Consider the following 23,594-nt stretch of genomic DNA (forward strand, 5'->3'; position numbering starts at 1 on the left):
TTAAATTAGCGCTGTTCAGCTTCTTTTTTTGATTTCAACAGTTTGGGTTTCCATTCACTCATCATAATGCCAAACACCACCAAGAGACCGCCCAACAAAGCTAGTGGTGCTAAACGTTCTCCTGCAACGCGCCCAAATAGTGCTGCCCACACAGGCTCTCCTGCGTAAATAATCGCTGCTTGTGATGGGTTGACTGAGCGCTGTGCCCAATTCATGACATATTGAATCACAGCACTGGCAAGCCCCAATCCAAAAGCAATGCCTAATAATGGCCATGAAAAAGCAGGTAGTTGTTGCTCACCAGCCAGTGGCATGGATGCAAAGGCGAGCACAGAGGCAACCGCCAGTTGAATGACCGTCACCCGACCAATATCAACTTTTGGGGCAAAAGAACCAATCAAAATAATTTCCATTGCTATAGCAATTGCACCGAGCAGGGTTAAGGTCTGGCCAAAATTCAATGAGATTGAGTTCAGACTATTGCCTGTGAGCAGGACTAAGCCTACAAACGCACAGAGTGCACCAATCCAAATCATAAAATGGGGCACTTTACGAAAGATCAACCACAATAGTAGGGGGACTAGGGGGACATACAGTGCCGTTAAAAAGGCAGATTCACTGCTACTGACTGTTTGTAGTCCGACCGTTTGTGTGCCATAGCCAATCGTGACCATACAGCCAATGAGTGCACCCGCCCACAGATCCTGTCGGGTGATGTGTTTTAAATGCTGATAGGAAAATAAACCAATAATGGTCGCGGCGCAGGCGAAGCGACAACCGACAAAGAACATAGGCGAGCTGAAATTTAAGGCATATTTCACGGCCAAGAAGGTACCGCCCCAAATAAAAGTAATGAGAATCAGCGCAATCACAGGCGCTTTAGAACCGAGCTGAGTATTCAACATAAAAAACTAATGTGCAATATATTGCACATAGCTTGTCATGCTTTGTTTTTGTGTGCAATATATTGCTCAATATTTTTTTGATTTATCTGTATGAACTCTCCTGCGGTGCTACAACACGTCAGCCAAAATGTGCGTCATTATCGAAACTTAAAAGGCCTGAGTCAGCAACAACTGGCAGATTTGGCTGGTTTAAGCCGTCGCATGGTGGCTGGGGTTGAATCAGGGCAGGATAATATTAGTCTGGCAAAGCTCAGCTTGATTGCCGATGTGCTTGAGGTCGATTTTGTACAAATTATTGCTGCGCCTGAACAGCAAGGGCAAGCGGTGGTGAACGTTTTGGCTTGGCAGGGCACACAAGCACACAGTGAAGCAAAATTAATGGCTTCAGCGGCAGCGACACAAAAAGTAGAGCTATGGACATGGGTACTTGCTCCAAATGAACACTATAGTGCTGAACCTGACCCAGAAGGCTGGCGTGAGATGCTCTATGTGATGGAGGGTGAACTAACTTTGGATTTGGCAGGCGACATGAAAGTCTTGGGTGTAGGAGAGTCGATCGTTTTTTCGAGTGCCATTGAATACCAATATATCAACCGTGGCAATGTATCGTTAAAGTTTATTCGTAATGCAATTTATTAAGAAGCAGATCTTCAAACTGATATTTAATGCATAAAAAAGAGGTCAATAGACCTCTTTTTTAAATTCTACAGTTAGAGCGATTGTTCATCTAATAGCAATTGTGCTTCACGTAGGTTTAAACTGCCTTCGTAAATCGCACGACCAGTAATTGCACCTAAAATACCAGGTTGACCTTTGAGGTTACGTACGTCATCAAGGTTGGTCACACCACCTGATGCAATCACAGGTAGGCCAGAGTATTGTGCCAGTTGAACAGTTTGTTCAACATTGACCCCTTGCATCATGCCGTCACGTGCAATGTCGGTATAGACAATGCTTGATACGCCTGCATCGGCAAAACGTTTGGCCAAATCAGTTGCCTTCACATCGGTCACATTGGCCCAACCATCGGTGGCCACCATGCCATTCATGGCATCAATCCCGACAATGATATGACCTGCAAATTTCTTACAAGCTTCTTCAACAAACTCAGGTTCTTGAACTGCTTTGGTGCCAATAATGACAAAAGATACACCCGCTTCTAGGTAGTGTTCGATGGTTTCTAGTGAGCGAATACCGCCGCCGATTTGAATGGGCAGTTCAGGTTGTGCGCGAGCAATCGCTTCAACCACAGGTTTATGAATTGGCGTACCCGCGAAAGCACCATTTAGATCGACCAAATGTAAGCGACGCGCGCCTTCATTTACCCAGTGCTGTGCAGTTGCAACAGGATCATCAGAAAAAACCGTATCGTCTTCCATACGACCTTGTTTTAAACGAACACATTTGCCATCTTTCAGGTCAATTGCAGGGATGATCAGCATGCTTTCGCTCCTAGCCAAATCTTAAATAAAATCAATGTCAGTCATCTTAGCAAAGTATTGGCAATTTTCTAAGCACCTGTTACAGCTTTTCATGACGAGGAGGTTTTATGATATTTTCCAGTTTTTGCAAAATCTCTTTCGGTAGTTGTTCCAAATGCCACAATTCTTCAAAAACTAACAGGGCAGCGTAGGCATCGGCAGCAGCATAGTTAATTTGTTCAGGCGTAAGGACTTTCCTTGCCCAATTTGAGGTGCTGACTTTTTTGCTTTTCGGGAAGTTGAGTTGAAACAGCAGGGCGATGGCATTTTTAATGCCAACAGGGTTGCTCAACCCAAAGCTTGCAAAGCATTTTGACAGCTCAACGATACCATTTAACTCAAAGCCTTTTTTACGGAACAGATGAGCATCATTTTTTAAACCAAAACCCACTTTGAGCTGGTCTGGATTCGCCAAAAATGGCGCAAGGAAGCTCCAAATGGGAGGGCTCATTTGAAACAAATAAGCACGCTCGACGCTGGCCAGTTGAATGAGATGTGGCCCAGTGGAGACTTCTCCCACTTGAAAGGTCGGTTTGGACTCGCTATCAAAACCGAAGATGGCAATCTGTTCCAGTTCAGTGCGAATGGCTTCACACTGTTCTACGTTCTGAATGACATGAATCGCTTGCATTGGCAAATTTTGAAAACGAGGCAAAATTTGAATGTGTTCTTTGTTGGGGATAGGGAGACTGGGTAGGGAATTATTCATGTTATATCTGAGGCATGCTTTTATCTCAGACTAGTGGTTTTTGATTTTAAAGGCAAAATAAAACCTGCAAGAAGCAGGTTTTAAGTACAATCCAAGATAACAGAATGCATTTTTATTGCTGTTGCATTTCGATCTGTGATTGATTGGCACGCAGTATATAGCTTTGATAAGAAGGCAAAGCAATTGCTGCTAAAATACCAACGACAAATAGCAGGATATAAATCCACGCTAGAATTGTTTCCCAACCTGCGGTTGGGCGTGGCGAACCATAGCTATTGCTACGATCATCACCTGGTGCAAAAATCAGGTAAAGCATTAAGATCACGTTAGCAAGAGGTACCAGCATTAACAGCGATAACCAGCCCGTATGGTTGCGGTCATGTAGGCGACGAATGGTAAATACGAAGGTGAAATAGAAAATTGCTATATAAATCACAGCAAGAAAAATCATGCCGCCACCAAAGTTGCCTGTTTCCATGTTGATGAAAGTCGTTGGAAAAATCACGGCAAAAATACCAATGATAATCACAGCGACGATGGCAAGGAGGCAGTTCCATGCGAGATATGAAAAACGTCCGAAGCGACCTGCGGCGTTCAGCGCAGATTCTTGTACATATTGAGTCATAGTGACTTACCTTATCGTTGTAAATTAAATTTTTTATAAATAAAAATGTCTAAAAAGCAGGCAAATCATAATCAAATTTGGTGACAATGGAAAGTCATTACGACAATGCTGAATATGTTAGTGTGTTTTAAATCAAAAATTTACAGGCTAAGGGGATAGCAAAAAAAAGATGAAAGCTTATGCACAGCATTTTTGGGGTATTACCGAAGTTGAGTGAATCGTGAATAAAAAAGCCCAACCGAAGTTGAGCTTTTTACTACAACAGATGTAGAGATAAATTAAATTTTCCATTCCACAAAGTTTTTTAGCAGTTGCAAACCTGCGGTATGACTTTTTTCAGGGTGGAACTGTGTTGCAAATAAATTTTCTTGATGAATCGCGGTACAGAACTCTAAACCATAGTCACAAGTTGCAGCCACAATGTCGCTATTCTTCGGTTCAACATAGAAGCTGTGAACAAAGTAAAAACGTGCATCTTGTTCAATGTCTTTCCACATTGGGTGGCTTGGGTCAGCTTGATGAACTTGGTTCCAGCCCATGTGTGGCACTTTTAAGCCATCTACATCTGGAAAACGTCTTACTGTTCCTTCAAAAATACCGAGAGCATCGACACCGCCGTTTTCTTCAGAGCGTTGCATCAGCGCTTGCATGCCGACACAGATCGCCAAGACTGGCTTATTAAATGCCGCATGACGAACGACTTCATCAATCCCTGCTTCATGCATGCCTTGCATACAGTCACGCATGGCGCCTACGCCAGGGAAGACAATTTTATCGGCCTGAGCAATCAGTTTAGGATCATTGGTCACATCGACTGTTGCACCGACATGTTCAAGCGCTTTTGCTGCTGAGTGTAGGTTCCCCATACCATAGTCAAGAAGGGCAATACGGGTCATTACAAGCTACCTTTGGTTGAAGCAATGGTGTTGGTTGCACGTGGGTCAATTTCACATGCCATACGAAGCGCACGGGCAAAAGCCTTGAACACACTTTCAATTTGGTGGTGGCTATTTTTCCCTTTGAGATTATCAATGTGCACTGTCATTAAAGCATGGTTCACAAAGCCTTGGAAAAACTCAGAGAATAAATCCACATCAAAACGACCAATCATGGCGCGGGTAAATGGAATATCCATAAACAAACCTGGACGGCCCGATAAGTCCACCACAGCACGGCTCAAGGACTCATCCAACGGTGCATAAAAATGACCATAACGGCGTAAACCTTTTTTGTCACCTAAAGCTTTGGCAAAAGCCTGTCCAAGCGTGATACCACAGTCTTCAACCGTGTGGTGATCATCAATTTCCAAGTCACCATCACATTCAATATCAATATCAAATAAGCCATGTCGCTTGATTTGATCAATCATATGATCTAAAAAGGGAATACCTGTGTTGAGCGTGCCTTGACCCGTACCATCGAGGTTTACACGAACTCGAATTTTGGTTTCGTTGGTATTTCTTACCACTTCACTGATACGTTCTGTCATAGACACGTTCCTCAAAGACGTCAAATAATTGATGTAAAATGTTTCGCCGTAACGAAGTCACCGCATATTAGATTGCTCAGGAGGGTTTATCAATGCCTATTACCGTACACGCTTATACTTCACTAGAAAAAGAAGAGTTGCGCAGCCAGCTAGAGCGACTGTACGACACCAGTCCTGAATTTGGCGATGGGCATGATGCCGTAGAACAACTTGAGCAGAATCTGGCTCAGTATACCTTACTTTATACCGCAGAATTTAATACTAAAGTCATTGGTGCACTTTGGTGTAGCGGGCAGGGTGAAAATAAAACGCTTGAATATATCGTGGTACATCCAGCAAATCGTGGGCGAGGGGTTGCGGAGCGACTGGTTGAAGAAACGTGTCGCATGGAAGAAAGTAAAGGTGTGAAAGTGTTTGAGCCAGGCTGTGGCGCGATTCATCGTTGCTTAGAGCACATTGGCAAAATTTAAGTTTTTTGAGGTCGTTTTAAGCTGCTTTACTTCATGGAAAGTGATTGAGCCTTAGTTTAAGTACACAGGGTGAATCAAAAAATGTGCAAAGGGTGTTGAATATTGCTGTAAAAGTAAGCATTCAAAAGATTTTTGTGAAAACACACTTGACGCTACACGGCTTAAACTGTTTAATACGCGACATCGGCGTGATAGCTCAGTAGGTAGAGCAACGGATTGAAAATCCGTGTGTCCCCAGTTCGATCCTGGGTCTCGCCACCATATTTTAAAGCTAATTTAAAGATTTCAATCCCTGATCCCATCAGGGATTTTTTTTGCCTGAAATTTATTCGATCAAATAAAAAAGTGATGATTTTTATTGACTATTCATCCGAGATACGGCTTAATACACGGCATCGGCGTGATAGCTCAGTAGGTAGAGCAACGGATTGAAAATCCGTGTGTCCCCAGTTCGATCCTGGGTCTCGCCACCATATTCAAAAAAGCCTCAAACATTGTTTGGGGCTTTTTTTCGTTTGAATAAAAATTCCATCTGATTGGATGTTGGACAAAATTATGCTTTTCGTGCTGGAGGGTGTGTTAATTTCGAATCAAAAATAAGATTGAGGGTGGCTTATGAAAGATTTATTTTCATCAGGAAGTTCGCTTTATCAATTGGCACGTCCGAGTTATCCAGCGAGTTTGATTCAAGAAATACTCAAGTATGTAGTTACTCCGCAATTTGCATGGGATTGTGGTGCGGGGTCGGGACAGCTGACTCAACTGTTGGCACCTTATTTTGATGCCGTGGTGGCGACAGATATCAGTACCCAGCAGTTACAGCATGCGCCATATTTTGAAAATGTCAGTTATCAAGTTCAGTCCGCAGAGCACACCAGCTTTGCTGAGCAGAGTTTTGATTTAATTACAGTGGCACAAGCCATTCACTGGTTTAATTTTGATCGGTTTTATGCAGAGGTGAATCGCACATTAAAATCAGATGGAGTTCTCGCTGTCATTGGCTATGGCCTTATTCAACTGCAACATCCTGAGCTACAAGCTTGTATCGAAAGGCTCTATTTTAGAACATTGAAAGGCTATTGGGATGCTGAGCGATGTTATATCGACGAGGCCTATCAAACGATTCCCTTTCCCTATGAAGAAATTCCCATGCCTGAATTGTCGATGTCGTTTCAGTGGTCTGCTGACCAATTGTTGGATTATTTCAATACTTGGTCTGCGTTGAAGCATTATCGACTGAAAAATGCCGATGACCCTTTATACGAGTTAAAAGTATTTTTTGCGCTTGATGATCATGTGAGCCAAATCTTTGAACTTACATTTCCAATTTTTGTAAGATTGGGGCGTCTAGCGGTATCGGTGCATTAAATGTCTATGCTTAATCGGTAATCAAGCGTTTCCCAAAACAGACCACATCAATTTCTTCATAGCCCAGTTGTTCATAGAAGCTCTGCACGTCGATATTTTCTTTACGTACAAGCAACTGTAGTTTGGGGCAGCCCAAAGCAATCAGGCGCTTTTCTAGCTGCTGTATGAGTGCGGTTGCGACCCCATTACGTTGGAAGTGTGGATGTACCGCCAAATAATTAATCCAACCACGGTGACCGTCATAACCCCCCATCAAGGTTGCGATCAGTTGCTCATCTTTGACAGCCAATAAAAACAGACCATCTTTTTGTGCAGTCTTTCTAAAAATATCAATTTCAGGGTTGTTCCACGGGCGAGTGAGGTCACACACCTCCCAGAGGGCAATGACGTCTTCTAAATCGGTTTCGAAATAGGGGCGAATAATGAACATGAGCTTGGCATTTTTATTTTTTGGATGCCTTTAGATTAATTGAGTTTTTTTATTTTGATAAGTGTTTTATTACACTTTTCATCAGATATAAAAAAACGCCCAACTGGGCGTTTTTTAAAGCTTTGAATTAAGCCGATTTTGCTTCTGCTTGTACAGGAAGCATGTGACCTGTTTCTTCAAAGTTAGAATGCCAAGACAATGCTTCACGAAGGATATGAGGAGTATGACCGCCTTTCTCACATGAACGTGTGAAGTAGTCATTTAATGCATCACGGTAAAGTGGGTGAGCACAGTTGTCGATAATCGCACGTGCACGCTCACGTGGTGCTAAACCACGAAGGTCAGCCAAACCTTGTTCAGTGACTAGGATGTCAACGTCATGTTCAGCATGGTCTACGTGAGAGGCGAATGGAACGATTGATGAAATATCTCCGCCTTTTGCAATTGATTTGGTCACGAAAATTGCCAAGTGTGCATTACGGGCGAAGTCACCTGAACCACCAATACCATTCATCATTTTCGTACCGCAAACGTGAGTTGAGTTTACGTTACCGTAAATGTCGAACTCAAGTGCAGTATTGATGCCGATAATGCCAAGACGACGAACCAATTCAGGGTGGTTTGAAATCTCTTGTGGGCGCAGTACTAACTTATCTTTGTATGCTTCAAGGTTATTAAATACTTTCTCGCCATATTTAGCAGAAAGGGTAATTGAAGAACCTGATGCAAATTTCATTTTACCCGCATCAATCAATTCAAAGGTACAGTCTTGGAGTACTTCTGAGTACATGACCAAGTCTTCGAAGTTTGAATCTTTAAGGCCTGTAAGTACAGCATTGGCAATTGAGCCAATCCCTGCTTGTAATGGGCCTAAGTTTTTAGGTAAGCGATTTTCAGCTACTTCTTTTTCAAAGAAAGCAATGAGGTGATCTGCAATACCTTGAGTTTCATCATCTGGTGCCGTTACGGTAGATGGAGAGTCGTGTAAGTCGTTGTTGATGACGATACCGACAATTTTTGCAGGGTCGATATTGATTGCATGTGTACCAATACGCTCATCGACTTGAGTTAGTGGAATCGGTTGGCGTGTTGGACGGTAAGTTGGAATATAAATATCGTGTAAGCCTTCAAAAGCAGGGCTTAAGTTGGTGTTGATTTCAACAATGACTTTTTCAGCAAAAATGGCGAAGCTTGCAGAGTTGCCGACAGACGTTGTAGGAATGATGCCACCATCTTCAGTAATTGCGACTGCTTCAATCACAGCAATATCAGGTTTTCTCAACTGAAGGTTACGCATTTGTTCAACAGTTTCAGACAAGTGTTGGTCAATGAACATCACTTCGCCTTTGTTGATTGCTTTACGTAAAGTGTTGTCTACTTGGAACGGTAAACGACGTGCCAATACACCTGCTTCAGTCAATTGCTTGTCTAGGTCATTGCCTAAAGAAGCGCCTGTAATTAGTGTGATTTTTAAAGGATTTGTGTGCGCACGTTTAACCAATGCCAAAGGTACAGCTTTCGCTTCGCCTGCACGAGTGAAGCCACTCATCCCTACAGTCATGCCATCTTCAATAAAAGCAGACGCTTCTTCTGCACTGATGACTTTATCGTGAAGTGAAGCTAAACGGATACGATCTAAAGACATGGTTTACTCTCGTTAATATTCTGGATCTGGCACCGATTGTACCGATCAAGAACGACATTGTGCATACCTGTTAGGCTAAGGTCTAATTTTTTGAAAAAATGTGGGTATAAGCTTTTCTGATGATTTGTAAGTATTTGAAATATATTTGGTAAAATTAAATTGTTGAATAGTTGAACAAAATCATTTGCTCAACTATTGTTCAATATTAAAAATGCTCTACTAGTGTTTGCTTGAGTTTTTCGAGCGGATTGTTGTTTGAAATTTCAACATCTTGCTGAGTATTTAAGGGGAGAGAAATAATTGCTTCGAGTCCACCTTGTTCACGATTATGAATAATCAATTCGCCTTGATGAATATCCACAATTCGCTTCACAATCGCGAGACCTAAGCCACTACCTTGTACGGTTCGGGCTTCATTACCACGGACAAAAGGTTGCATGAGCTCTTCAATTTGGTCTTCTGGGATCCCTTCGCCATGATCCGCTACGCTAATTAAAATGTGTTCATTTTCAAGTGTTGCGGAGAGTTCAATAGGTTCAGCACCATAACGTTTTGAATTATTGATGAGATTACCGATTAGGCGTTTGAGAGATAAACTGCGTGCTTGAATAATGGGGAGTTCTGTTGCGTCAAAACGAATATCTAGAGGTTTGAACTGCACCACCAATTCTTGTAACAACATATTTAAATCGGTGTCTTGGATTTCCTCATCTGAACCGTCGCGCATATAGGAAATGAACTGATTTAAGATCGCATCCATGTCCTCGACATCATAAATCAGACCTTCTTTTAAAAAATCATCATCAGGCATCATTTCTGCACTGAGTCGGATGCGGGTCAATGGTGTACGTAAGTCGTGGGAAATCCCTGCCAACATAATTCGACGGTCACGTTCAGTTTGATCTAAGGTATAGATCATGTGGTTAAAAGCCTGATTGACCTCACGGATTTCTTGTGGCCCATGGTTGGTCTCGAGATAAGGGGCTTTTCCTGTCTTACTGTAATTATTGGCAGCATTTTGCAGTCGACGTAGCGGGCGGTTAAGTTGGCGAACAAGGGTTAGAATAATGGCCGCTGCAATCAGGGGAACACCAAGTAACCAGCCAAAAATCAGCTCTGGACTATAGTTGGCATAGGTTTTGAGTGGTTCACGTACCCAGTTACCATTCATTTCTGGGGTTTGAATCCAAATCCGCGGACTGGGCTTAAATTGAAAATAAACTGTAGCATGTTCTACATTCAGCTCTTTGGCGAGCTTGGCTTCAATTTGGTTGGTAAAGAATTCAGCAATCACCTTGTCTTTGACATTTGGATATTCTTTGGGGTTGGTAACGTATTCAATGCCCACCCGACTTCTTAGCCAGTCATCGACATCAACTTCCGCATCTTTATGATAAATACGCAAATCAGGGTTGTTTAGTATTTCTAATTCAACCGCAAGATAGCGGGCGTGTTGTTGAATTTCAGGTAGATATAAAGTTCGCCAAAAGAACCACAAGGACATAAATAAGCTAAAGAACACCACAAACAACACCAGCACAGTGGTGCGCATGGCAGCAGAGCGTGGCTTAATTTTGTCGAGAAACCGTTCCCAACGCGTGCGCTTTCTCTCTGAGTAAGCTTCGTAATCTGTAAATTTTTGAGGGTCGATGGGTTCGAGTTTCACGTGATTTCCTGTTTCTATGTAAGTGACATAGTTCAATGGTGACAGGTATGCGATACGCGAAAAGTCATCTGCAATTGTTCGAGGCAGGAGCTCTGAATGTTATAAAGTTTCTGCGAGTATGATGTTGAAATGCAGAAATATGCCGAGTTTTGCAGATGGCAATGGTTTTGCTTACTTTTGTCGAAACAAAAGTAAGGCGAACCGCAGGTTAATCGATAAAGTTGAGCTTAATTTTAGGACTCCGTCGTGCCTATTATTACTACTCAGCTTTAAAAGACCAAAGCCGTATTTTTCAGTTTTGAATTATTCCGCGCCATCTGGAACAAAGACATAACCCACACCCCAAACGGTTTGGATATAACGCGCACGAGCAGGGTTTTCTTCTACTAGACGACGTAGGCGAGATACTTGGACATCAATCGAACGTTCCATTGCACCCCATTCACGGCCACGCGCAAGGTTCATCAATTTGTCGCGAGTCAAAGGCTCACGTGGGTGTTGTACCAAGGCTTTCAGTACCGCAAACTCACCTGTAGTTAAAGTCACGACTTGACCTTCACGCGTTAGGGTACGTGTTGATAAATCAAGTGACCATGGACCAAAGCTGACCACTTCCATTTGTTGGCTTGGTGCACCTGGAACTTCACGGACTTGGCGGCGTAATACGGCGCGAATACGTGCTAACAACTCATTTGGATTAAATGGTTTCGGTAAATAGTCATCTGCACCTGCTTCTAGGCCTGCAATACGGTCTGAATCACTGCCACGTGCGGTCAGCATGATGATAGGTGTGTCAATATTGGATTGGCGTAGACGACGGCAGATACTTAAGCCATCTTCTACAGGGAGCATGAAGTCGAGCACAATCAGTGAAAACAGTTCGCGCTGTAAGAGACGATCCATTTGGGTTGCGTCATGCGCTGTTTTTACCACAAAGCCTTTATCTTCTAAAAAGCGTTGGAGTAGCGTACGTAAACGTACATCGTCATCTACCACTAAAATGCGTTCAACGCGATCGGCGTCGTTATGTACGGCATCTGTTTTTTCAGCAGGTACAACTAAACTCATTGAAGTGCTCCTTTATTCTTTATTGTCATCGTAAACAAAAGTCGGGGTAGTCTTGAGTATACGACTCATTTGTATGTCTTTACTATGCTCTAAAGCAACAAATATTGCAGGTAAAATCAAGACATAGATACCAAATGTATACATCTTAGCCCATAGAAAAACATGGCAAAGAATGACTAAAAATAAGATTTAACACTGAAAATAATATGGATTTATGAAATTTGCCCGAAATATGTCACATTTAAGCGGTGAAATTCATAAAACAGTTGTGGATTTTATAGTCTTGGTCTTTATAATCATGGCTTTTAGTACATATCCTTGTGGGATCACATACGATGACTGACTTAGTTCAGCAGTTGGCAAAAGAAATTGCCGTACGTCCAAATCAAATCGAGGCTGCCATCAAGTTGATTGATGAAGGTGCTAGCGTTCCATTTATTGCGCGTTACCGTAAAGAAGTCACGCAAGGCTTGGACGATGCGCAGTTACGTCAGCTCGATACACGTTTGGCTTATTTGCGTGATTTATTTGAACGTCGCGAAAAGGTAATCGAATCATTAAAAGAACAAGATAAATTGTCTGATGATTTGTTGGCACGTGTAAATGCTGCTGAAACTAAAAATGCCTTAGAAGAAATTTACGCACCGTACCGTCCAAAACGGACCAGTAAATCATTTAAAGCTAAAGAAGCAGGCTTGGGCCCGATTGCAGAAAAAATCTTTGCAGAAGCGGTTGATCCTGCTGAAGCATTGGCAGGCTTTAGCCATGAAGATTATCCAGATCTAGAAAGTCAGTTGGATGCGATTCAACATATTTTAATTGATGACTGGGCGCAGAATATTGCACTGACAACTGAACTTAAAGCAATGTTTGCAAAAACAGCCACTTTAAAAAGTTTAGTGGCAAGTGATGAGAAAAAAGAAGTTGGCAAAAAATTCCGCGATTACTTCGATTTTTCTGAAAATTTAAACAAAGTCCCATCACACCGTTTATTGGCGATGTTACGTGGTCGTCAAGAAAACGTTTTAGGTTTAAAAGTTGATGGCGAAGATGATGCAGCATTGGCGCGTATTGAAACAGAATACAGCCTTGAAACTGCACAGCCGCAAGCACGTCAAGATTACTTAAAGCAAACGGCAAAATTGTTCTGGTTAGGCAAGGTTCGTCCAAGTATCGAACACTCGTTGCTTACCGAAAAACGTCTCGCAGCTGAATCTGAAGCAATGGATGTTTTCGCTGAAAATTTACGTCATTTATTGTTGTCTGCACCTGCGGGTGCACGTACAACCTTAGGTGTAGACCCTGGCATCCGTACAGGGGTGAAATTGGCTGTGGTGAATGCATCAGGTGATGTACTTGCACATAGCACGGTTTATCCATTTGCACCTAAAGAAGATAAAGCAGGTTCAATTGCAGAACTGGCGCGTTTATGTCGCGAGTTCAATGTTGACCTGATTGCCATTGGCAATGGTACAGCAAGCCGTGAAACAGAAAGCGTTGTGGCTGAAATGATGGCTGCAAACAGTGATTTAAAACTGACCCGTGTTTCAGTATCAGAAGCGGGTGCATCAGTTTATTCAGCATCTGAATTGGCATCTGCGGAGCTACCAGAGCTAGATGTGTCGATTCGTGGTGCTGTGTCGATTGCACGTCGTTTACAAGATCCATTGGCTGAGCTGGTAAAAATTGATCCAAAGTCGATTGGTGTAGGTCAGTACCAACATGATGTGAACCAAACTGGTTTGGCAAAAACGCTTGAAGCGGTGGTTGAAGACTGTGTGAACTCGGTGGGGGTGGATGTTAATACTGCATCATCTGCTATTTTGGGTTATATCGCAGGTTTGAATAAGTCGATTGCACAGCAAATTGTCGATTTCCGCAAAGAAAATGGTCGTTTTGACAACCGCCAAGATTTGAAGAAAGTGCCACGTTTAGGCGAGCGTACTTTTGAACAAGCGGCAGGTTTCTTACGTATTCAAGATGGTTCAGAGCCATTGGATGCTTCTGCAGTTCACCCAGAGTCTTATGCATTGGTTGCTAAAATTGTTGAAGCGAAAGCGACAACAGTGAAAGACATCATTGGTAACTCTGAAATTATTCGCCAAGTGAATGCAGAAGAATTTACAGATGAGAAATTTGGTCTACCAACCATTCAAGATGTGTTGTCTGAACTGGAAAAACCAGGTCGTGATCCGCGTCCAGAGTTCCGTACCGCAAAATTCCGTGAAGACATTACGGAAGTAGCGCAGCTAGCAGAAGGCATGCAGCTTGAAGGTGTTGTGACCAATGTGACGAACTTCGGTGCTTTTGTGGATGTGGGTGTACACCAAGACGGTTTGGTCCATATTTCAGAATTGGCGAATGAATTTGTTGCAGATCCGCATAAAGTGGCGAAACCAGGTCAAATTGTGCAAGTGCGTGTACTCAGTGTAGATGCGGAGCGTAATCGTGTGAATTTGTCGATGCGCCCTGAAGGTGCTGATGCGCCTAAAGCTGTACGTCAACCACGCCGTGAAAATGCAGAGCGTAGTGAACGTAAACCACAAGGTAAACGTCCACAACAAGCACGTCCGCAAGGCGAGCGCACTCAAACAAACAAGAAGCCACAAGCGACTAAACCTCAAGAAAATAAAATTGGTGGTTTAGGTGCATTGTTGCTTCAAGCGGGGATTAAAGGTTCTAAATAATCTTTAATGTTTAAATAAAAAAACCTCCCAAGTGGGAGGTTTTTTTATGGTTTCTTTTATCCGTTGATGATTGGCACGATCCAACTGGTGATGATTAGCATAATGCCAAAATGCCCTAGCTTTCGACATACTTTGACAAAAGTCGGTGCAGGTTGTTCTAGTCTCGTCGCATAATCTTTCAGGCTCATAGCTTGCGTGCTACGACTATGCCAAAGGAAAACAGCAAGGTCGATACAGATCAGAATCGTGCCGATATTGGCCACGACATCCATCATCACATAATCTTGTAAATACAGGCTGCTGCCTACGCGGTAGCTGAGGTAAATCGCAAAGGCGATACATACGTATTGCAGGACGAAAGAAAAATTGCGCATAGACTCACAAAACAAAAAATGACGGCTGTTTATAACACAAAATGTGAGATTGCATCGTCATCTTTATTTTTGTCTATAAAAAATAGTGGGTCTCTAGTTTATTACACTTTGAGCAAGTAGCCCTGAAAGCGTCGATATCAGCCCTATTTTTAATAAAATATTGCTATATAAACGAGACGGTGGGGGAGTTTTTACTGGTGTAGAGTCTGTGTGATTTTTATTGTTTAAATGAGAGCTTGAGCATTGGGCAGCGAGTCGGCTACTGAAAGCAAGTTCGATCAAAATCATCATTAGCCCGCCATAAACCATAACTTGCCAAATTGAATGATCAGGAAGACGAAGTTCTATATATAGATTAAAAGCCATAAGTGAGGCAAAAATGAAACAAAAGAGTTTGAAAATATAAAGTGCCTGCATTTTTCTCTCCTTTTCTTCTTATTTTTATATTGGATTTTATTTCTTAACGATCTGTTAAAACTTGCAAAATGTGCAAACCCAGCCTTTCAATGAAAAGCTGGGTCATGATCAGGAAACTTACCAGTGTTCACCTGGGAATAAGCGTGCATACGCTTTTTGTACCCAGTTGAGTTTTTGTGGCTCACCTACCGATGCGCTAGAGCTTGGGAATAAGTTATAGCCAATCGACATGAGTTTGTTGTTGATGTCTGGTGCAATTGAATAAGTGATAGATGCCAAACGACCGAGGTTGGTTGCGACTTTCTTCGGGCGCTTCACAATCGCGTACGCGACTAAATCTGCTGCTTGTTCAGGTGAAAGCGTGGGTACGTACTTATAAATTTTTGTTGGTGCAATCATCGGCGTGCGGACTAAAGGCATATACACTGACGTAATCGCAATTTTATGTGAATGTACTTCGGCTGAGAGACAACGGCTGAACGCATCCAAAGCAGCTTTAGATGCTACATACGCTGAGAAACGGGTAGCATTTGCCAATACACCAATTGAGCTAATGTTAATAATATGACCATCACGACGAATCATCATTTGTGGCAAGATGTTCATCACTAAACGCACAGCACCAAAGTAGTTGAGCTGCATGGTGCGTTCAAAATCATGAAAGCGCTCTGTTGACTCATGTACCGCGCGGCGAATTGAGCGTCCTGCGTTGTTAATCAAAATATCAATATGATCTACTGAAGCTAAAATTTGTTTAGAAACTTCATCAATGGAATCTAAATCATTTAAGTCACAAGGGAAAACCGTAGCTGAACCACCTTTGGCTTCGATATCTGCTTTGACTTCTTCTAAGGTTTCTTTGGTGCGTGAAACTAATAGTACATGTGCGCCTGCATCAGCCAGTTTATGTGCAACTGTTAAACCAATACCACTTGAAGCACCTGTAATTAAGACGGTTTTTCCGTTTACACGTTCTTTAAAAAGTCTATCAATTCTTGAATTCACTTTATCTTTCCTGATCTAAATAGAATATTTGAGGGTTATGGCTGTTTTTGTATTCGATTATTTATGCTGGATTTTTGGACCAATGCAGCTGCTTTCCTTAACAATATGATACCTAAACTGCTTCAAAATATCACGGCATAAGTTATTGAATTAATAAATAATTTTAGAGTAAAAACTCTATTTTGCTTATTCTAATAATTAACTTTTATCACGAATCAAAATGAAATTAAAGGGCTATAAATATAAAAGACAGCTGTATAAAAAGCCTCAATCATGTGATTGAGGCTTTTATTTTGTAGGATGCATTTCAGACTTGGGCTAAGGCTTGCTCTAAATCTGCAATTAAATCATCAATATGTTCAATCCCTATGGATAGGCGCACCATATCTGTACTCACGCCTGCTGATAGCAATTCCGCTTCATTCAACTGACGATGCGTGGTCGTTGCAGGGTGGCACGCTAAACTTTTGGCATCGCCAATATTAACTAAGCGTGTAAACAGTTGTAGGGCATCAATAAAACGTGTCCCACCTTCAAGGCCATCTTGTACCCCAAAAGATAAAATTGCGGAAGGCTGCCCTTTGACATATTTTTGTGCCAAGCCATGCTGAGGGTGATCTTTCAATCCAGCATAGTTAACCCATTTTACTTTGGGATGGGCTTGTAAATATTCTGCGACTTTCTGCGCATTGAAGATGTGACGTTCCATACGCAAGTTGAGTGTTTCTAAGCCTTGCAGAATCAGGAACACACTGAGTGGGCTAATCGCAGCGCCAGTATTGCGCAATGGAACGACACGAGCGCGAGCAATATAGGCTGCTTCGCCCAAAGCTTCAACATAGTTCACGCCGTGATAACTTGGGTCGGGTGTATTCAGCACTTTAAAGCGCTCAGGATATTTGCCCCAAGGAAACTTGCCACTATCAACAATCGCACCGCCAATCGAATTGCCATGTCCACCAATATATTTAGTGAGCGAGTGAATCACGATGTCAGCACCATATTCAAACGGTTTAAGCAAAGCAGGGGTTGCAACCGTATTATCGACCACTACAGGTACTCCATATTCGTGGGCGATTTTGGCAATTGCTTCTAGGTCGATAATATTGCCCAGTGGATTGCCAATGGATTCAACAAAAACCAACTTGGTTTTTTCATCAATTAAGCCACGTAGGGCTTCTGGATCTTGATAATCAAAGAAGCGTACCTCAATGCCTTGTTTCGGCAGAGTGTGGGCAAACAGGTTATAAGTGCCACCGTACAAGGTCGACACTGAAGCAATGTTGTCACCTGCCTCAGCAATGGTTTGAATAGCATAAGTAATGGCAGCCATGCCCGAAGCCAAAGCCAAAGCTCCAATACCTCCCTCGAGTGCGGCTAGACGCTGTTCGAGCACCGCAGTGGTTGGATTCATAATACGGGTATAAATATTGCCTTGGACTTTCAGGTCAAATAGGTCAGCGCCGTGTTGCGTATTATCAAAGGCATACGAGGTCGTTTGGTAAATCGGCACAGCCACAGCTTTAGTGGTGGCCTCAGGGCTATAACCAGCATGGATAGCCAAAGTTTCGTCTTTATAGGTCATGTGACTTCATCTGCGTGAGTTAAATATTACACAGTCTACCATTAATGAATATAAGTGAAATTGCAAAAAAATATGAATGTTTATCTAAAATTTTCATAATGAAGTGTAAGTTTTAACTTGGTAAGCATATAAAAACTGCTGAAAACAAGCGTTTAAAAAACACTCGAACTGAAAGTTGTAACATTGCATTGAAGATCGGTTTAATGCCTTATTTTTTCAGCGCATTCATCGTATAATGCCCCAAAATATTTTTCGCTGTTTTGCGATTTTTTGGTTTTCTATTGAGGAGTCCTGCGTGGCCCAATATATTTATACGATGAACCGAGTGTCTAAGATGGTTCCGCCTAAGCGCGAAATCTTGAAAGACATCTCTTTGTCATTTTTCCCGGGTGCAAAAATTGGTGTGCTTGGTTTAAACGGTGCAGGTAAATCGACCTTGCTTCGTATTATGGCTGGCGTAGACAAAGATTTCTCTGGTGAAGCTCGTGCGCAACCGGGTATCAAAATCGGCTATTTAGAGCAAGAACCACCACTCGATCCAAATAAAGATGTTCGCGGTAACGTTGAAGATGGTTTACGTGAACCATTAGATGCTTTGGCACGCTTGGATGAAGTATTTGCTGAATATGCGGCTGAAGACGCAGACTTTGACAAATTGGCAAAAGAGCAAGAAAAATTAGAAGCGATTATTCACTCATGGGATGCACATAACCTGAGTAACCAAATGGATCAAGCTGCTGCAGCATTGAACCTTCCAGCTTGGGATGCAGACGTAACTTTACTATCAGGTGGTGAGCGTCGTCGTGTTGCATTATGTCGTTTGCTTTTATCTAAGCCAGACATGTTGCTTCTAGACGAACCGACGAACCACTTGGATGCAGAGTCTGTATCTTGGTTAGAGCGTTTCTTGAAAGACTTCGCGGGCACGATTGTGGCGATTACGCACGACCGTTATTTCTTGGATAACGTCGCTGAATGGATTCTTGAGCTTGACCGCGGTATGGGTATTCCATATCAAGGCAACTATTCTGCTTGGTTAGAGCAAAAGAATGCACGTTTAGAGCAAGAACAGAAGCAAGAAGAATCTTTTGCTAAAGCATTGAAAAAAGAACTGGAATGGGTTCGTTCAAATGCTAAAGGTCAACAAAAGAAAAACAAAGCACGTATGGAGCGTTTTGAAGAACTTAACTCACGTGAGTTCCAACAGCGTAATGAAACGTCTGAAATCTATATTCCACCTGGTCCGCGTCTAGGCAATAAAGTGGTTGAAGTCGAAGGCATCAGCAAATCATTTGATGGTCGCGTACTCTACGAAAACCTCAGCTTTACCGTACCACCTACAGCAATTGTGGGTATTGTGGGTCCAAACGGTGCGGGTAAAACCACACTGTTCCGTATGATGACGGGTGAACAACAGCCTGATACAGGTACGGTGACACTAGGTGAGTCGGTTAAAGTCGCTTATGTGGGTCAGATCCGTGATACTTTGGATAACAACAAAACCGTTTGGGAAGAAGTTTCTGGCGGTTTGGATATCCTAAGAATTGGCGAATACGAAATTGCATCACGTGCTTATATTGGCCGTTTTAACTTTAAAGGCCAAGATCAGCAAAAACGTGTAGGTGAATTGTCAGGTGGTGAGCGTAACCGTTTACAACTGGCGAAAATCCTGCAAATGGGCGCTAATGTCATCTTACTGGATGAGCCATCGAACGATTTGGATATCGAAACTTTACGTGCACTTGAGGATGCAATTCTTGTATTCCCAGGCACGGTAATGGTGGTATCGCATGACCGTTGGTTCCTTGACCGTATTGCAACGCATATCTTGTCGTTTGAGAACGAACAGCCTGAGTTTTATGAAGGCAACTATGCCGAGTATGAAGCATACCGCTTGGCTCGTTTAGGTGAAGATGCTGTACAAAAACGTACTAAATACAAGAAAATTGGCGGTTAATACTGTCGTTAGCCAATAAAAAAACCAGCCTTCGGGCTGGTTTTTTTATGTTTGTTAATTGTTTTCTAAGGAGTTTTAGAGACATTCACTTGTAAGCTGATAATGCTGTAATACTGATTTTTAGGTTTTGCTTTGGCATTGACCTTTTCGCTCACTTCAATCAAGTATTGTCCAGCCTGTTCAAAAGTGAGCGTGGCATTGCCTTGTGCATCAACAGGTGTGCTTTTGGCTTGCTGTTCAAGCTCACCTTGAGCGCGAACCATAAGCTCTGCATGCGCAAGAGCTTTGCCTGCTTGCGTAATTTGCAGTTGTACAGGTTGTTGTACCGTGATTTGGTTGGGATGGGTTTTAAAGTTGACTTGAATTGGGGCTGGTGTTATAGCGACAGGTGAGGTGCTGTCCTTGCTGACATAGCTTTGAATGCTCCATTCACGAACCGTAGAGACCTTGCTTGGCACTTTACCTTTAAAGTCACTTGGAATGACATAGTCACGCTCACTCAGAGCAGGAACTTTGTCTGCTGCTACATCGGCAAAAATTTTCCACTGACGATTGTGTTGTACGTAATCAATTGGATACGAAGTCTTTGCGAAAATGGTATAGGTACCCTTTTCAGGAAGTTTGAGATCAAACGTTGCTGCTGAGTCTAAATTTTTTACGGGTTGAACGGCACTTTGAGTTTGGTTGGGCTGAAAAATAGTGAAGGATGTATCTTTTAAAGCGTATTCAGGATGAAAAGCTTGTTCTGCATAAGCACTGAGAACAGGAACTTGGGTATTCTCTGTGAGATAGGCTAAGGGTGCGACATAGGGTTCATGGGCTTGAGTCGCAGTGCTTAGAGCAAGCGCACAAAAGAGCATATTTCTCATGGCAATAAAGTTCCGAATATAATCAAAAAGTGGGTTGATTATATCGAGAAAAAATACCATTTGATAATAATTATTATTTATAATTTGCCTGAAGAAAAAGGAGAGCTTGGCCTCTCCTTGATCTGCTGATATTAGGAGGGGATTTAAATTTCCCACTCATGGTCGCATTCGCGGCATTTCCATTTTTTTTGGGATTGCATAAAGCCTTGCATCGAAATTTTAAAATCTGGAAGATCTCGGTAAAACAAGAAACCCGCAACTACACATACGATAAACACGACAACTGTTGCAATTTGAAGTGTTGAGCCTGCACCATCCCCAAAGATCCACATTGCAATGCTAATTAACACCAGAAGTAATAACACAAAGATAGCAGGGATTAGAAAAACTAAACTTTTAGGCACAACTGGACGTGCTGCTGGAGCGCCTGCTTGAGCAACAGGCATAATTTTTGGACTTTGGCATTGAGGACAGCGGTATTGCATGACGACTCCGAAATTCTAATCTATGTTGTATTCTAATCGGATTAGTGCAGAAAGCCAAAAAAAGCGTTGGAATGGATGGCTAAGAAATTTCAGGCAATAAAAAACCCAAGTCATTATGCTTGGGTTTTTTATCAGATGTTGCCATCTTAAATATGGCGTCCCTACGGGGATTCGAACCCCGGTTACCGCCGTGAAAGGGCGATGTCCTAGGCCTCTAGACGATAGGGACTTATTGAGGCATCACGTTGAGTGGTTAACACCGTCTCTCTGTGTGAGCGCTATATTAGGGATATAACGTTCATGCGTCAACTAAAAAATCAATTAAGCGTTATCAACTGCATCATTTTTCGGCAATTTTAAGCTTTCATTTAGTTTTTCCCATACTTTTGCTTCTTTTTTGCTTGGACCGCCTACAATTTCAAGTGCATGACGTAAGCGCGCGAAGGTTAAGTCAGGGCCGATGGTAACCATGGTTTGCATCACAGGGGTTGAAGCAGTCGAACCTGCAATCGCAATAAAGAACGCTGGCATAAAGTCACGCAGCTTAATCTCCATCTGGGTGGCTAAGTCCATCAATGTTTGGCTTACTGTATCATTGTTCCACGTAAACATGCTTTCTAAGCGCCAAATCGCAAATTGAAGGCTCTGACGAACTTGCTCTTCGGTCAACTTTTTGCTTTCAAACTGTTCTTTGCTCAGTGCGGGGAACTGATTAAAGTAGTGCGCAGACCAGTTTACGGCTTCTGAAAGTAAGTTGATCCGCGGTTGAATCGCTGCTGCGATGTCTTCGAGCATCTTGCGGTCAGATTTCCATGCCAGTAGTGTATCTAATAGTTCAGCTGGGCTTAAGCCTTTGATCCATTGACCATTGAGCCAATTGAGTTTTTCTACATCAAAAATTGGGCCACCTAAAGAAACACGGTGAATATCAAAATGCTCAATCATCTCAGCCAGATTGAACTTTTCACGTTCATCTGGCATTGACCAGCCCATACGACCTAAATAGTTCAATAGGGCTTCTGGCAAGACACCAATGTTTTTATAGTACGTGATTGATGTTGGATTTTTACGTTTTGACAATTTTGACTTGTCTGGGTTACGTAGCAAAGGCATATGACCCAGTACAGGCATTTCCCAACCAAAATATTGGTAAAGGAGCTGGTGTTTTGGTGCAGAAGGCAACCATTCTTCACCGCGGAACACGTGAGTAATTTGCATGAGATGGTCATCGACCACATTGGCAAGGTGATAGGTTGGCAAGCCATCTGTTTTCAATAAAACTTGCATGTCCACTTGTGCCCAAGGGATTTCTACTTCGCCACGTAGCAAATCATTGACTGTACAAATCCCTTCTTCAGGTACTTTCATTCGAATCACATGTGGCTCACCTGCAGCAAGTCTGCTTTGAACTTCTTCGGCAGATAGTTTTAAACCACGACCATCATACTTTGGTGTTTCACCACGGGCTTGCTGTTCAGCACGCATTTGATCAAGTTCTTCGCTTGTTGCAAAGCAGTAAAATGCATGACCTTTCTCAACCAAATCAAGCGCATATTGTTTATAGATATGCATTCGCTCAGACTGGCGATATGGTGCATGTGGACCACCGATGTCTGGACCTTCTGACCAATTTAGGCCTAACCAACGAAGAGAGTCTAAAATCATTTTTTCAGATTCAGGTGTTGAACGCAGTTGGTCGGTATCTTCGATACGTAGAATAAATTCACCACCGTGTTGCTTGGCATAGCATAAGTTAAATAATGCGATATACGCTGTGCCCACATGTGGGAAGCCTGTTGGAGAGGGAGCAATACGAGTACGAACAGTCATGGCCAATAATGATTCAGAATGTAAATTGAGGTCTATTATAACGAAAAAGCCCGACCACTTAATGCTTAATTCAACATTCCGTGATCAGACTTTTAATCGGTAACATCATTGCTTGAGAGAGGCGCTGATGTGATGCTTTTTTATTTAGAGGAAGAGCGATTGCACAAAACGACTGAAGCGTTGGTTTTGTGTAGCAAAGAAATTTTGTGTCGGTGCAACTTTAATTGAGGTCATGATTTTTAAATCAGTATCCGTCAATGTGTTTTTTTCACCACTTTTTTGTTGGCTGAGCGCTTTCTCAATCAACGATGTTTTTTCAGCAGGCATTGCAATTTTATCGTTGTTTTGAATTGCGGCGCTGTGTCCTATTTGGCTCATACATGCCAAGCCGATACTTAAAGTAACGCTGTGTAAAAATGTTGCTTTCATGTCCTTATTCCCCCTCTCAACATGGTATTAGAACAGATTTTTATTAAAAGTCTTTTTCAATCTAGTTTCAATTTAACCAGTTTTACCAATAAAAAAGTGT

Annotated in this window: 23 protein-coding genes and 3 tRNA genes; 7 read left to right on the plus strand and 19 right to left on the minus strand. The window is 42.4% G+C overall.

Annotated elements, in window-relative coordinates; all coding sequences use genetic code 11:
- Positions 1-5 precede the first annotated feature (5 nt).
- The gene (locus GBI16_RS09420) at positions 6-905 is read right to left on the minus strand and encodes a DMT family transporter (protein WP_151706961.1); all 900 of its coding nucleotides are present in this window, start codon (positions 903-905) and stop codon (positions 6-8) included.
- Between the two features lie 90 nt (positions 906-995).
- Here GBI16_RS09420 and GBI16_RS09425 point away from each other — a divergent pair, with 90 nt between their 5' ends.
- The gene (locus GBI16_RS09425) at positions 996-1,544 is read left to right on the plus strand and encodes an XRE family transcriptional regulator (RefSeq protein ID WP_151706962.1); all 549 of its coding nucleotides are present in this window, start codon (positions 996-998) and stop codon (positions 1,542-1,544) included.
- 71 nt (positions 1,545-1,615) lie between these two features.
- On the opposite strand, the gene hisA is transcribed toward GBI16_RS09425, so the two are convergent.
- The 5 genes from hisA to hisB all read right to left on the minus strand — a co-directional run bounded on the left by hisA (position 1,616) and on the right by hisB (position 5,209).
- Entirely contained in the window at positions 1,616-2,347 is a 732-nt protein-coding gene (gene hisA, locus GBI16_RS09430; protein ID WP_086209075.1) for a 1-(5-phosphoribosyl)-5-[(5-phosphoribosylamino)methylideneamino]imidazole-4-carboxamide isomerase, read from the minus strand.
- A gap of 79 nt (positions 2,348-2,426) precedes the next feature.
- Complete coding sequence (locus GBI16_RS09435) at positions 2,427-3,095, minus strand: 3'-5' exonuclease (protein ID WP_151706963.1); 669 nt, start codon at positions 3,093-3,095, stop codon at positions 2,427-2,429.
- Positions 3,096-3,207: 112 nt separating this feature from the next.
- Positions 3,208-3,720 (minus strand): DUF805 domain-containing protein, encoded by a 513-nt coding sequence (locus GBI16_RS09440; RefSeq protein WP_086209073.1) that lies wholly within the window; start codon positions 3,718-3,720, stop codon positions 3,208-3,210.
- 278 nt (positions 3,721-3,998) lie between these two features.
- The gene (gene hisH / locus GBI16_RS09445; protein ID WP_151706964.1) at positions 3,999-4,616 is read right to left on the minus strand and encodes an imidazole glycerol phosphate synthase subunit HisH; all 618 of its coding nucleotides are present in this window, start codon (positions 4,614-4,616) and stop codon (positions 3,999-4,001) included.
- On the minus strand, positions 4,616-5,209 hold the full coding sequence (gene hisB, locus GBI16_RS09450) for an imidazoleglycerol-phosphate dehydratase HisB (RefSeq protein WP_004691554.1): 594 nt from the start codon (positions 5,207-5,209) through the stop codon (positions 4,616-4,618). The genes hisH and hisB overlap by 1 nt, the downstream gene beginning before the upstream one ends.
- Positions 5,210-5,301: 92 nt before the next feature.
- Here hisB and GBI16_RS09455 point away from each other — a divergent pair, with 92 nt between their 5' ends.
- The 4 genes from GBI16_RS09455 (at position 5,302) to GBI16_RS09470 (ending at position 7,047) form a co-directional block, all read left to right on the plus strand.
- On the plus strand, positions 5,302-5,679 hold the full coding sequence (locus GBI16_RS09455; RefSeq protein ID WP_086209070.1) for a GNAT family N-acetyltransferase: 378 nt from the start codon (positions 5,302-5,304) through the stop codon (positions 5,677-5,679).
- Between the two features lie 185 nt (positions 5,680-5,864).
- Positions 5,865-5,940: transfer RNA gene (locus tag GBI16_RS09460), tRNA-Phe, on the plus strand.
- A 136-nt stretch (positions 5,941-6,076) separates the two neighbouring features.
- Positions 6,077-6,152 (plus strand) — tRNA-Phe (locus GBI16_RS09465).
- A 142-nt stretch (positions 6,153-6,294) separates the two neighbouring features.
- Positions 6,295-7,047 carry a class I SAM-dependent methyltransferase gene (locus GBI16_RS09470; RefSeq protein WP_151706965.1) on the plus strand — a complete coding sequence of 251 codons (753 nt, stop codon included), beginning with the start codon at positions 6,295-6,297 and terminating at the stop codon, positions 7,045-7,047.
- A gap of 10 nt (positions 7,048-7,057) precedes the next feature.
- Here the strand turns inward: GBI16_RS09470 and GBI16_RS09475 are convergent, their stop codons facing one another.
- From GBI16_RS09475 to ompR, 4 genes are all read right to left on the minus strand, one after another.
- Positions 7,058-7,477: a GNAT family acetyltransferase gene (locus GBI16_RS09475; protein ID WP_086209068.1), complete on the minus strand. Its 420-nt coding sequence runs from the start codon at positions 7,475-7,477 to the stop codon at positions 7,058-7,060.
- A gap of 127 nt (positions 7,478-7,604) precedes the next feature.
- The gene (locus tag GBI16_RS09480) at positions 7,605-9,122 is read right to left on the minus strand and encodes an acetyl-CoA hydrolase/transferase family protein (RefSeq protein WP_151706966.1); all 1,518 of its coding nucleotides are present in this window, start codon (positions 9,120-9,122) and stop codon (positions 7,605-7,607) included.
- Between the two features lie 205 nt (positions 9,123-9,327).
- On the minus strand, positions 9,328-10,788 hold the full coding sequence (locus GBI16_RS09485) for an ATP-binding protein (protein WP_086209066.1): 1,461 nt from the start codon (positions 10,786-10,788) through the stop codon (positions 9,328-9,330).
- Positions 10,789-11,091: 303 nt separating this feature from the next.
- Positions 11,092-11,856, minus strand: a complete 765-nt coding sequence (gene ompR, locus GBI16_RS09490; RefSeq protein WP_086209065.1) for a two-component system response regulator OmpR — start codon at positions 11,854-11,856, stop codon at positions 11,092-11,094.
- Between the two features lie 335 nt (positions 11,857-12,191).
- Between ompR and GBI16_RS09495 the strand changes: the two genes are divergently transcribed.
- Entirely contained in the window at positions 12,192-14,543 is a 2,352-nt protein-coding gene (locus GBI16_RS09495) for a Tex family protein (protein WP_151706967.1), read from the plus strand.
- A gap of 56 nt (positions 14,544-14,599) precedes the next feature.
- Here the strand turns inward: GBI16_RS09495 and GBI16_RS09500 are convergent, their stop codons facing one another.
- From GBI16_RS09500 to GBI16_RS09515, 4 genes are all read right to left on the minus strand, one after another.
- Complete coding sequence (locus tag GBI16_RS09500) at positions 14,600-14,917, minus strand: hypothetical protein (RefSeq protein ID WP_151706968.1); 318 nt, start codon at positions 14,915-14,917, stop codon at positions 14,600-14,602.
- 93 nt (positions 14,918-15,010) lie between these two features.
- Positions 15,011-15,334 (minus strand): hypothetical protein, encoded by a 324-nt coding sequence (locus GBI16_RS09505; protein WP_151706969.1) that lies wholly within the window; start codon positions 15,332-15,334, stop codon positions 15,011-15,013.
- A gap of 117 nt (positions 15,335-15,451) precedes the next feature.
- Positions 15,452-16,339 carry an SDR family NAD(P)-dependent oxidoreductase gene (locus GBI16_RS09510; RefSeq protein WP_086209061.1) on the minus strand — a complete coding sequence of 296 codons (888 nt, stop codon included), beginning with the start codon at positions 16,337-16,339 and terminating at the stop codon, positions 15,452-15,454.
- Between the two features lie 307 nt (positions 16,340-16,646).
- Positions 16,647-17,924 carry an O-acetylhomoserine aminocarboxypropyltransferase/cysteine synthase family protein gene (locus GBI16_RS09515; protein ID WP_119063248.1) on the minus strand — a complete coding sequence of 426 codons (1,278 nt, stop codon included), beginning with the start codon at positions 17,922-17,924 and terminating at the stop codon, positions 16,647-16,649.
- Between the two features lie 295 nt (positions 17,925-18,219).
- On the opposite strand from GBI16_RS09515, the gene ettA reads away from it, so the two are divergent.
- On the plus strand, positions 18,220-19,881 hold the full coding sequence (gene ettA, locus GBI16_RS09520; protein ID WP_086209193.1) for an energy-dependent translational throttle protein EttA: 1,662 nt from the start codon (positions 18,220-18,222) through the stop codon (positions 19,879-19,881).
- Positions 19,882-19,946: 65 nt separating this feature from the next.
- On the opposite strand, the gene GBI16_RS09525 is transcribed toward ettA, so the two are convergent.
- The 5 genes from GBI16_RS09525 to GBI16_RS09545 form a co-directional block, all read right to left on the minus strand.
- A complete protein-coding gene (locus tag GBI16_RS09525; protein ID WP_151706970.1) occupies positions 19,947-20,750 on the minus strand; it encodes a DUF4198 domain-containing protein in 804 nt (267 codons plus the stop codon).
- Between the two features lie 143 nt (positions 20,751-20,893).
- Entirely contained in the window at positions 20,894-21,235 is a 342-nt protein-coding gene (locus GBI16_RS09530) for a hypothetical protein (protein ID WP_086209059.1), read from the minus strand.
- Between the two features lie 153 nt (positions 21,236-21,388).
- Positions 21,389-21,464, minus strand: a tRNA-Glu gene (locus tag GBI16_RS09535).
- A 92-nt stretch (positions 21,465-21,556) separates the two neighbouring features.
- On the minus strand, positions 21,557-23,065 hold the full coding sequence (gene gltX / locus GBI16_RS09540) for a glutamate--tRNA ligase (RefSeq protein WP_086209058.1): 1,509 nt from the start codon (positions 23,063-23,065) through the stop codon (positions 21,557-21,559).
- A 144-nt stretch (positions 23,066-23,209) separates the two neighbouring features.
- The gene (locus tag GBI16_RS09545; RefSeq protein WP_110974184.1) at positions 23,210-23,494 is read right to left on the minus strand and encodes a hypothetical protein; all 285 of its coding nucleotides are present in this window, start codon (positions 23,492-23,494) and stop codon (positions 23,210-23,212) included.
- Between the last annotated feature and the right edge of the window lie 100 nt (positions 23,495-23,594).

It is taken from the genome of Acinetobacter sp. TUM15064, assembly GCF_008980265.1.
Taxonomy (GTDB): domain Bacteria; phylum Pseudomonadota; class Gammaproteobacteria; order Pseudomonadales; family Moraxellaceae; genus Acinetobacter.

What these genes read in the sequence shown, in the direction of transcription:
- GBI16_RS09470 (WP_151706965.1), top strand. Translation starts at nt 6,295, where the DNA reads ATGAAAGATTTATTTTCATCAGGAAGTTCGCTTTATCAATTGGCACGT.
- hisA (WP_086209075.1), bottom strand. Translation starts at nt 2,347, where the DNA reads ATGCTGATCATCCCTGCAATTGACCTGAAAGATGGCAAATGTGTTCGT.
- GBI16_RS09500 (WP_151706968.1), bottom strand. Translation starts at nt 14,917, where the DNA reads ATGCGCAATTTTTCTTTCGTCCTGCAATACGTATGTATCGCCTTTGCG.
- GBI16_RS09420 (WP_151706961.1), bottom strand. Translation starts at nt 905, where the DNA reads ATGTTGAATACTCAGCTCGGTTCTAAAGCGCCTGTGATTGCGCTGATT.
- GBI16_RS09440 (WP_086209073.1), bottom strand. Translation starts at nt 3,720, where the DNA reads ATGACTCAATATGTACAAGAATCTGCGCTGAACGCCGCAGGTCGCTTC.
- GBI16_RS09505 (WP_151706969.1), bottom strand. Translation starts at nt 15,334, where the DNA reads ATGCAGGCACTTTATATTTTCAAACTCTTTTGTTTCATTTTTGCCTCA.
- GBI16_RS09475 (WP_086209068.1), bottom strand. Translation starts at nt 7,477, where the DNA reads ATGTTCATTATTCGCCCCTATTTCGAAACCGATTTAGAAGACGTCATT.
- hisH (WP_151706964.1), bottom strand. Translation starts at nt 4,616, where the DNA reads ATGACCCGTATTGCCCTTCTTGACTATGGTATGGGGAACCTACACTCA.
- GBI16_RS09435 (WP_151706963.1), bottom strand. Translation starts at nt 3,095, where the DNA reads ATGAATAATTCCCTACCCAGTCTCCCTATCCCCAACAAAGAACACATT.
- GBI16_RS09455 (WP_086209070.1), top strand. Translation starts at nt 5,302, where the DNA reads ATGCCTATTACCGTACACGCTTATACTTCACTAGAAAAAGAAGAGTTG.
- GBI16_RS09530 (WP_086209059.1), bottom strand. Translation starts at nt 21,235, where the DNA reads ATGCAATACCGCTGTCCTCAATGCCAAAGTCCAAAAATTATGCCTGTT.
- ompR (WP_086209065.1), bottom strand. Translation starts at nt 11,856, where the DNA reads ATGAGTTTAGTTGTACCTGCTGAAAAAACAGATGCCGTACATAACGAC.
- GBI16_RS09425 (WP_151706962.1), top strand. Translation starts at nt 996, where the DNA reads ATGAACTCTCCTGCGGTGCTACAACACGTCAGCCAAAATGTGCGTCAT.
- GBI16_RS09525 (WP_151706970.1), bottom strand. Translation starts at nt 20,750, where the DNA reads ATGAGAAATATGCTCTTTTGTGCGCTTGCTCTAAGCACTGCGACTCAA.
- GBI16_RS09495 (WP_151706967.1), top strand. Translation starts at nt 12,192, where the DNA reads ATGACTGACTTAGTTCAGCAGTTGGCAAAAGAAATTGCCGTACGTCCA.
- gltX (WP_086209058.1), bottom strand. Translation starts at nt 23,065, where the DNA reads ATGACTGTTCGTACTCGTATTGCTCCCTCTCCAACAGGCTTCCCACAT.
- GBI16_RS09545 (WP_110974184.1), bottom strand. Translation starts at nt 23,494, where the DNA reads ATGAAAGCAACATTTTTACACAGCGTTACTTTAAGTATCGGCTTGGCA.
- hisB (WP_004691554.1), bottom strand. Translation starts at nt 5,209, where the DNA reads ATGACAGAACGTATCAGTGAAGTGGTAAGAAATACCAACGAAACCAAA.
- GBI16_RS09515 (WP_119063248.1), bottom strand. Translation starts at nt 17,924, where the DNA reads ATGACCTATAAAGACGAAACTTTGGCTATCCATGCTGGTTATAGCCCT.
- GBI16_RS09480 (WP_151706966.1), bottom strand. Translation starts at nt 9,122, where the DNA reads ATGTCTTTAGATCGTATCCGTTTAGCTTCACTTCACGATAAAGTCATC.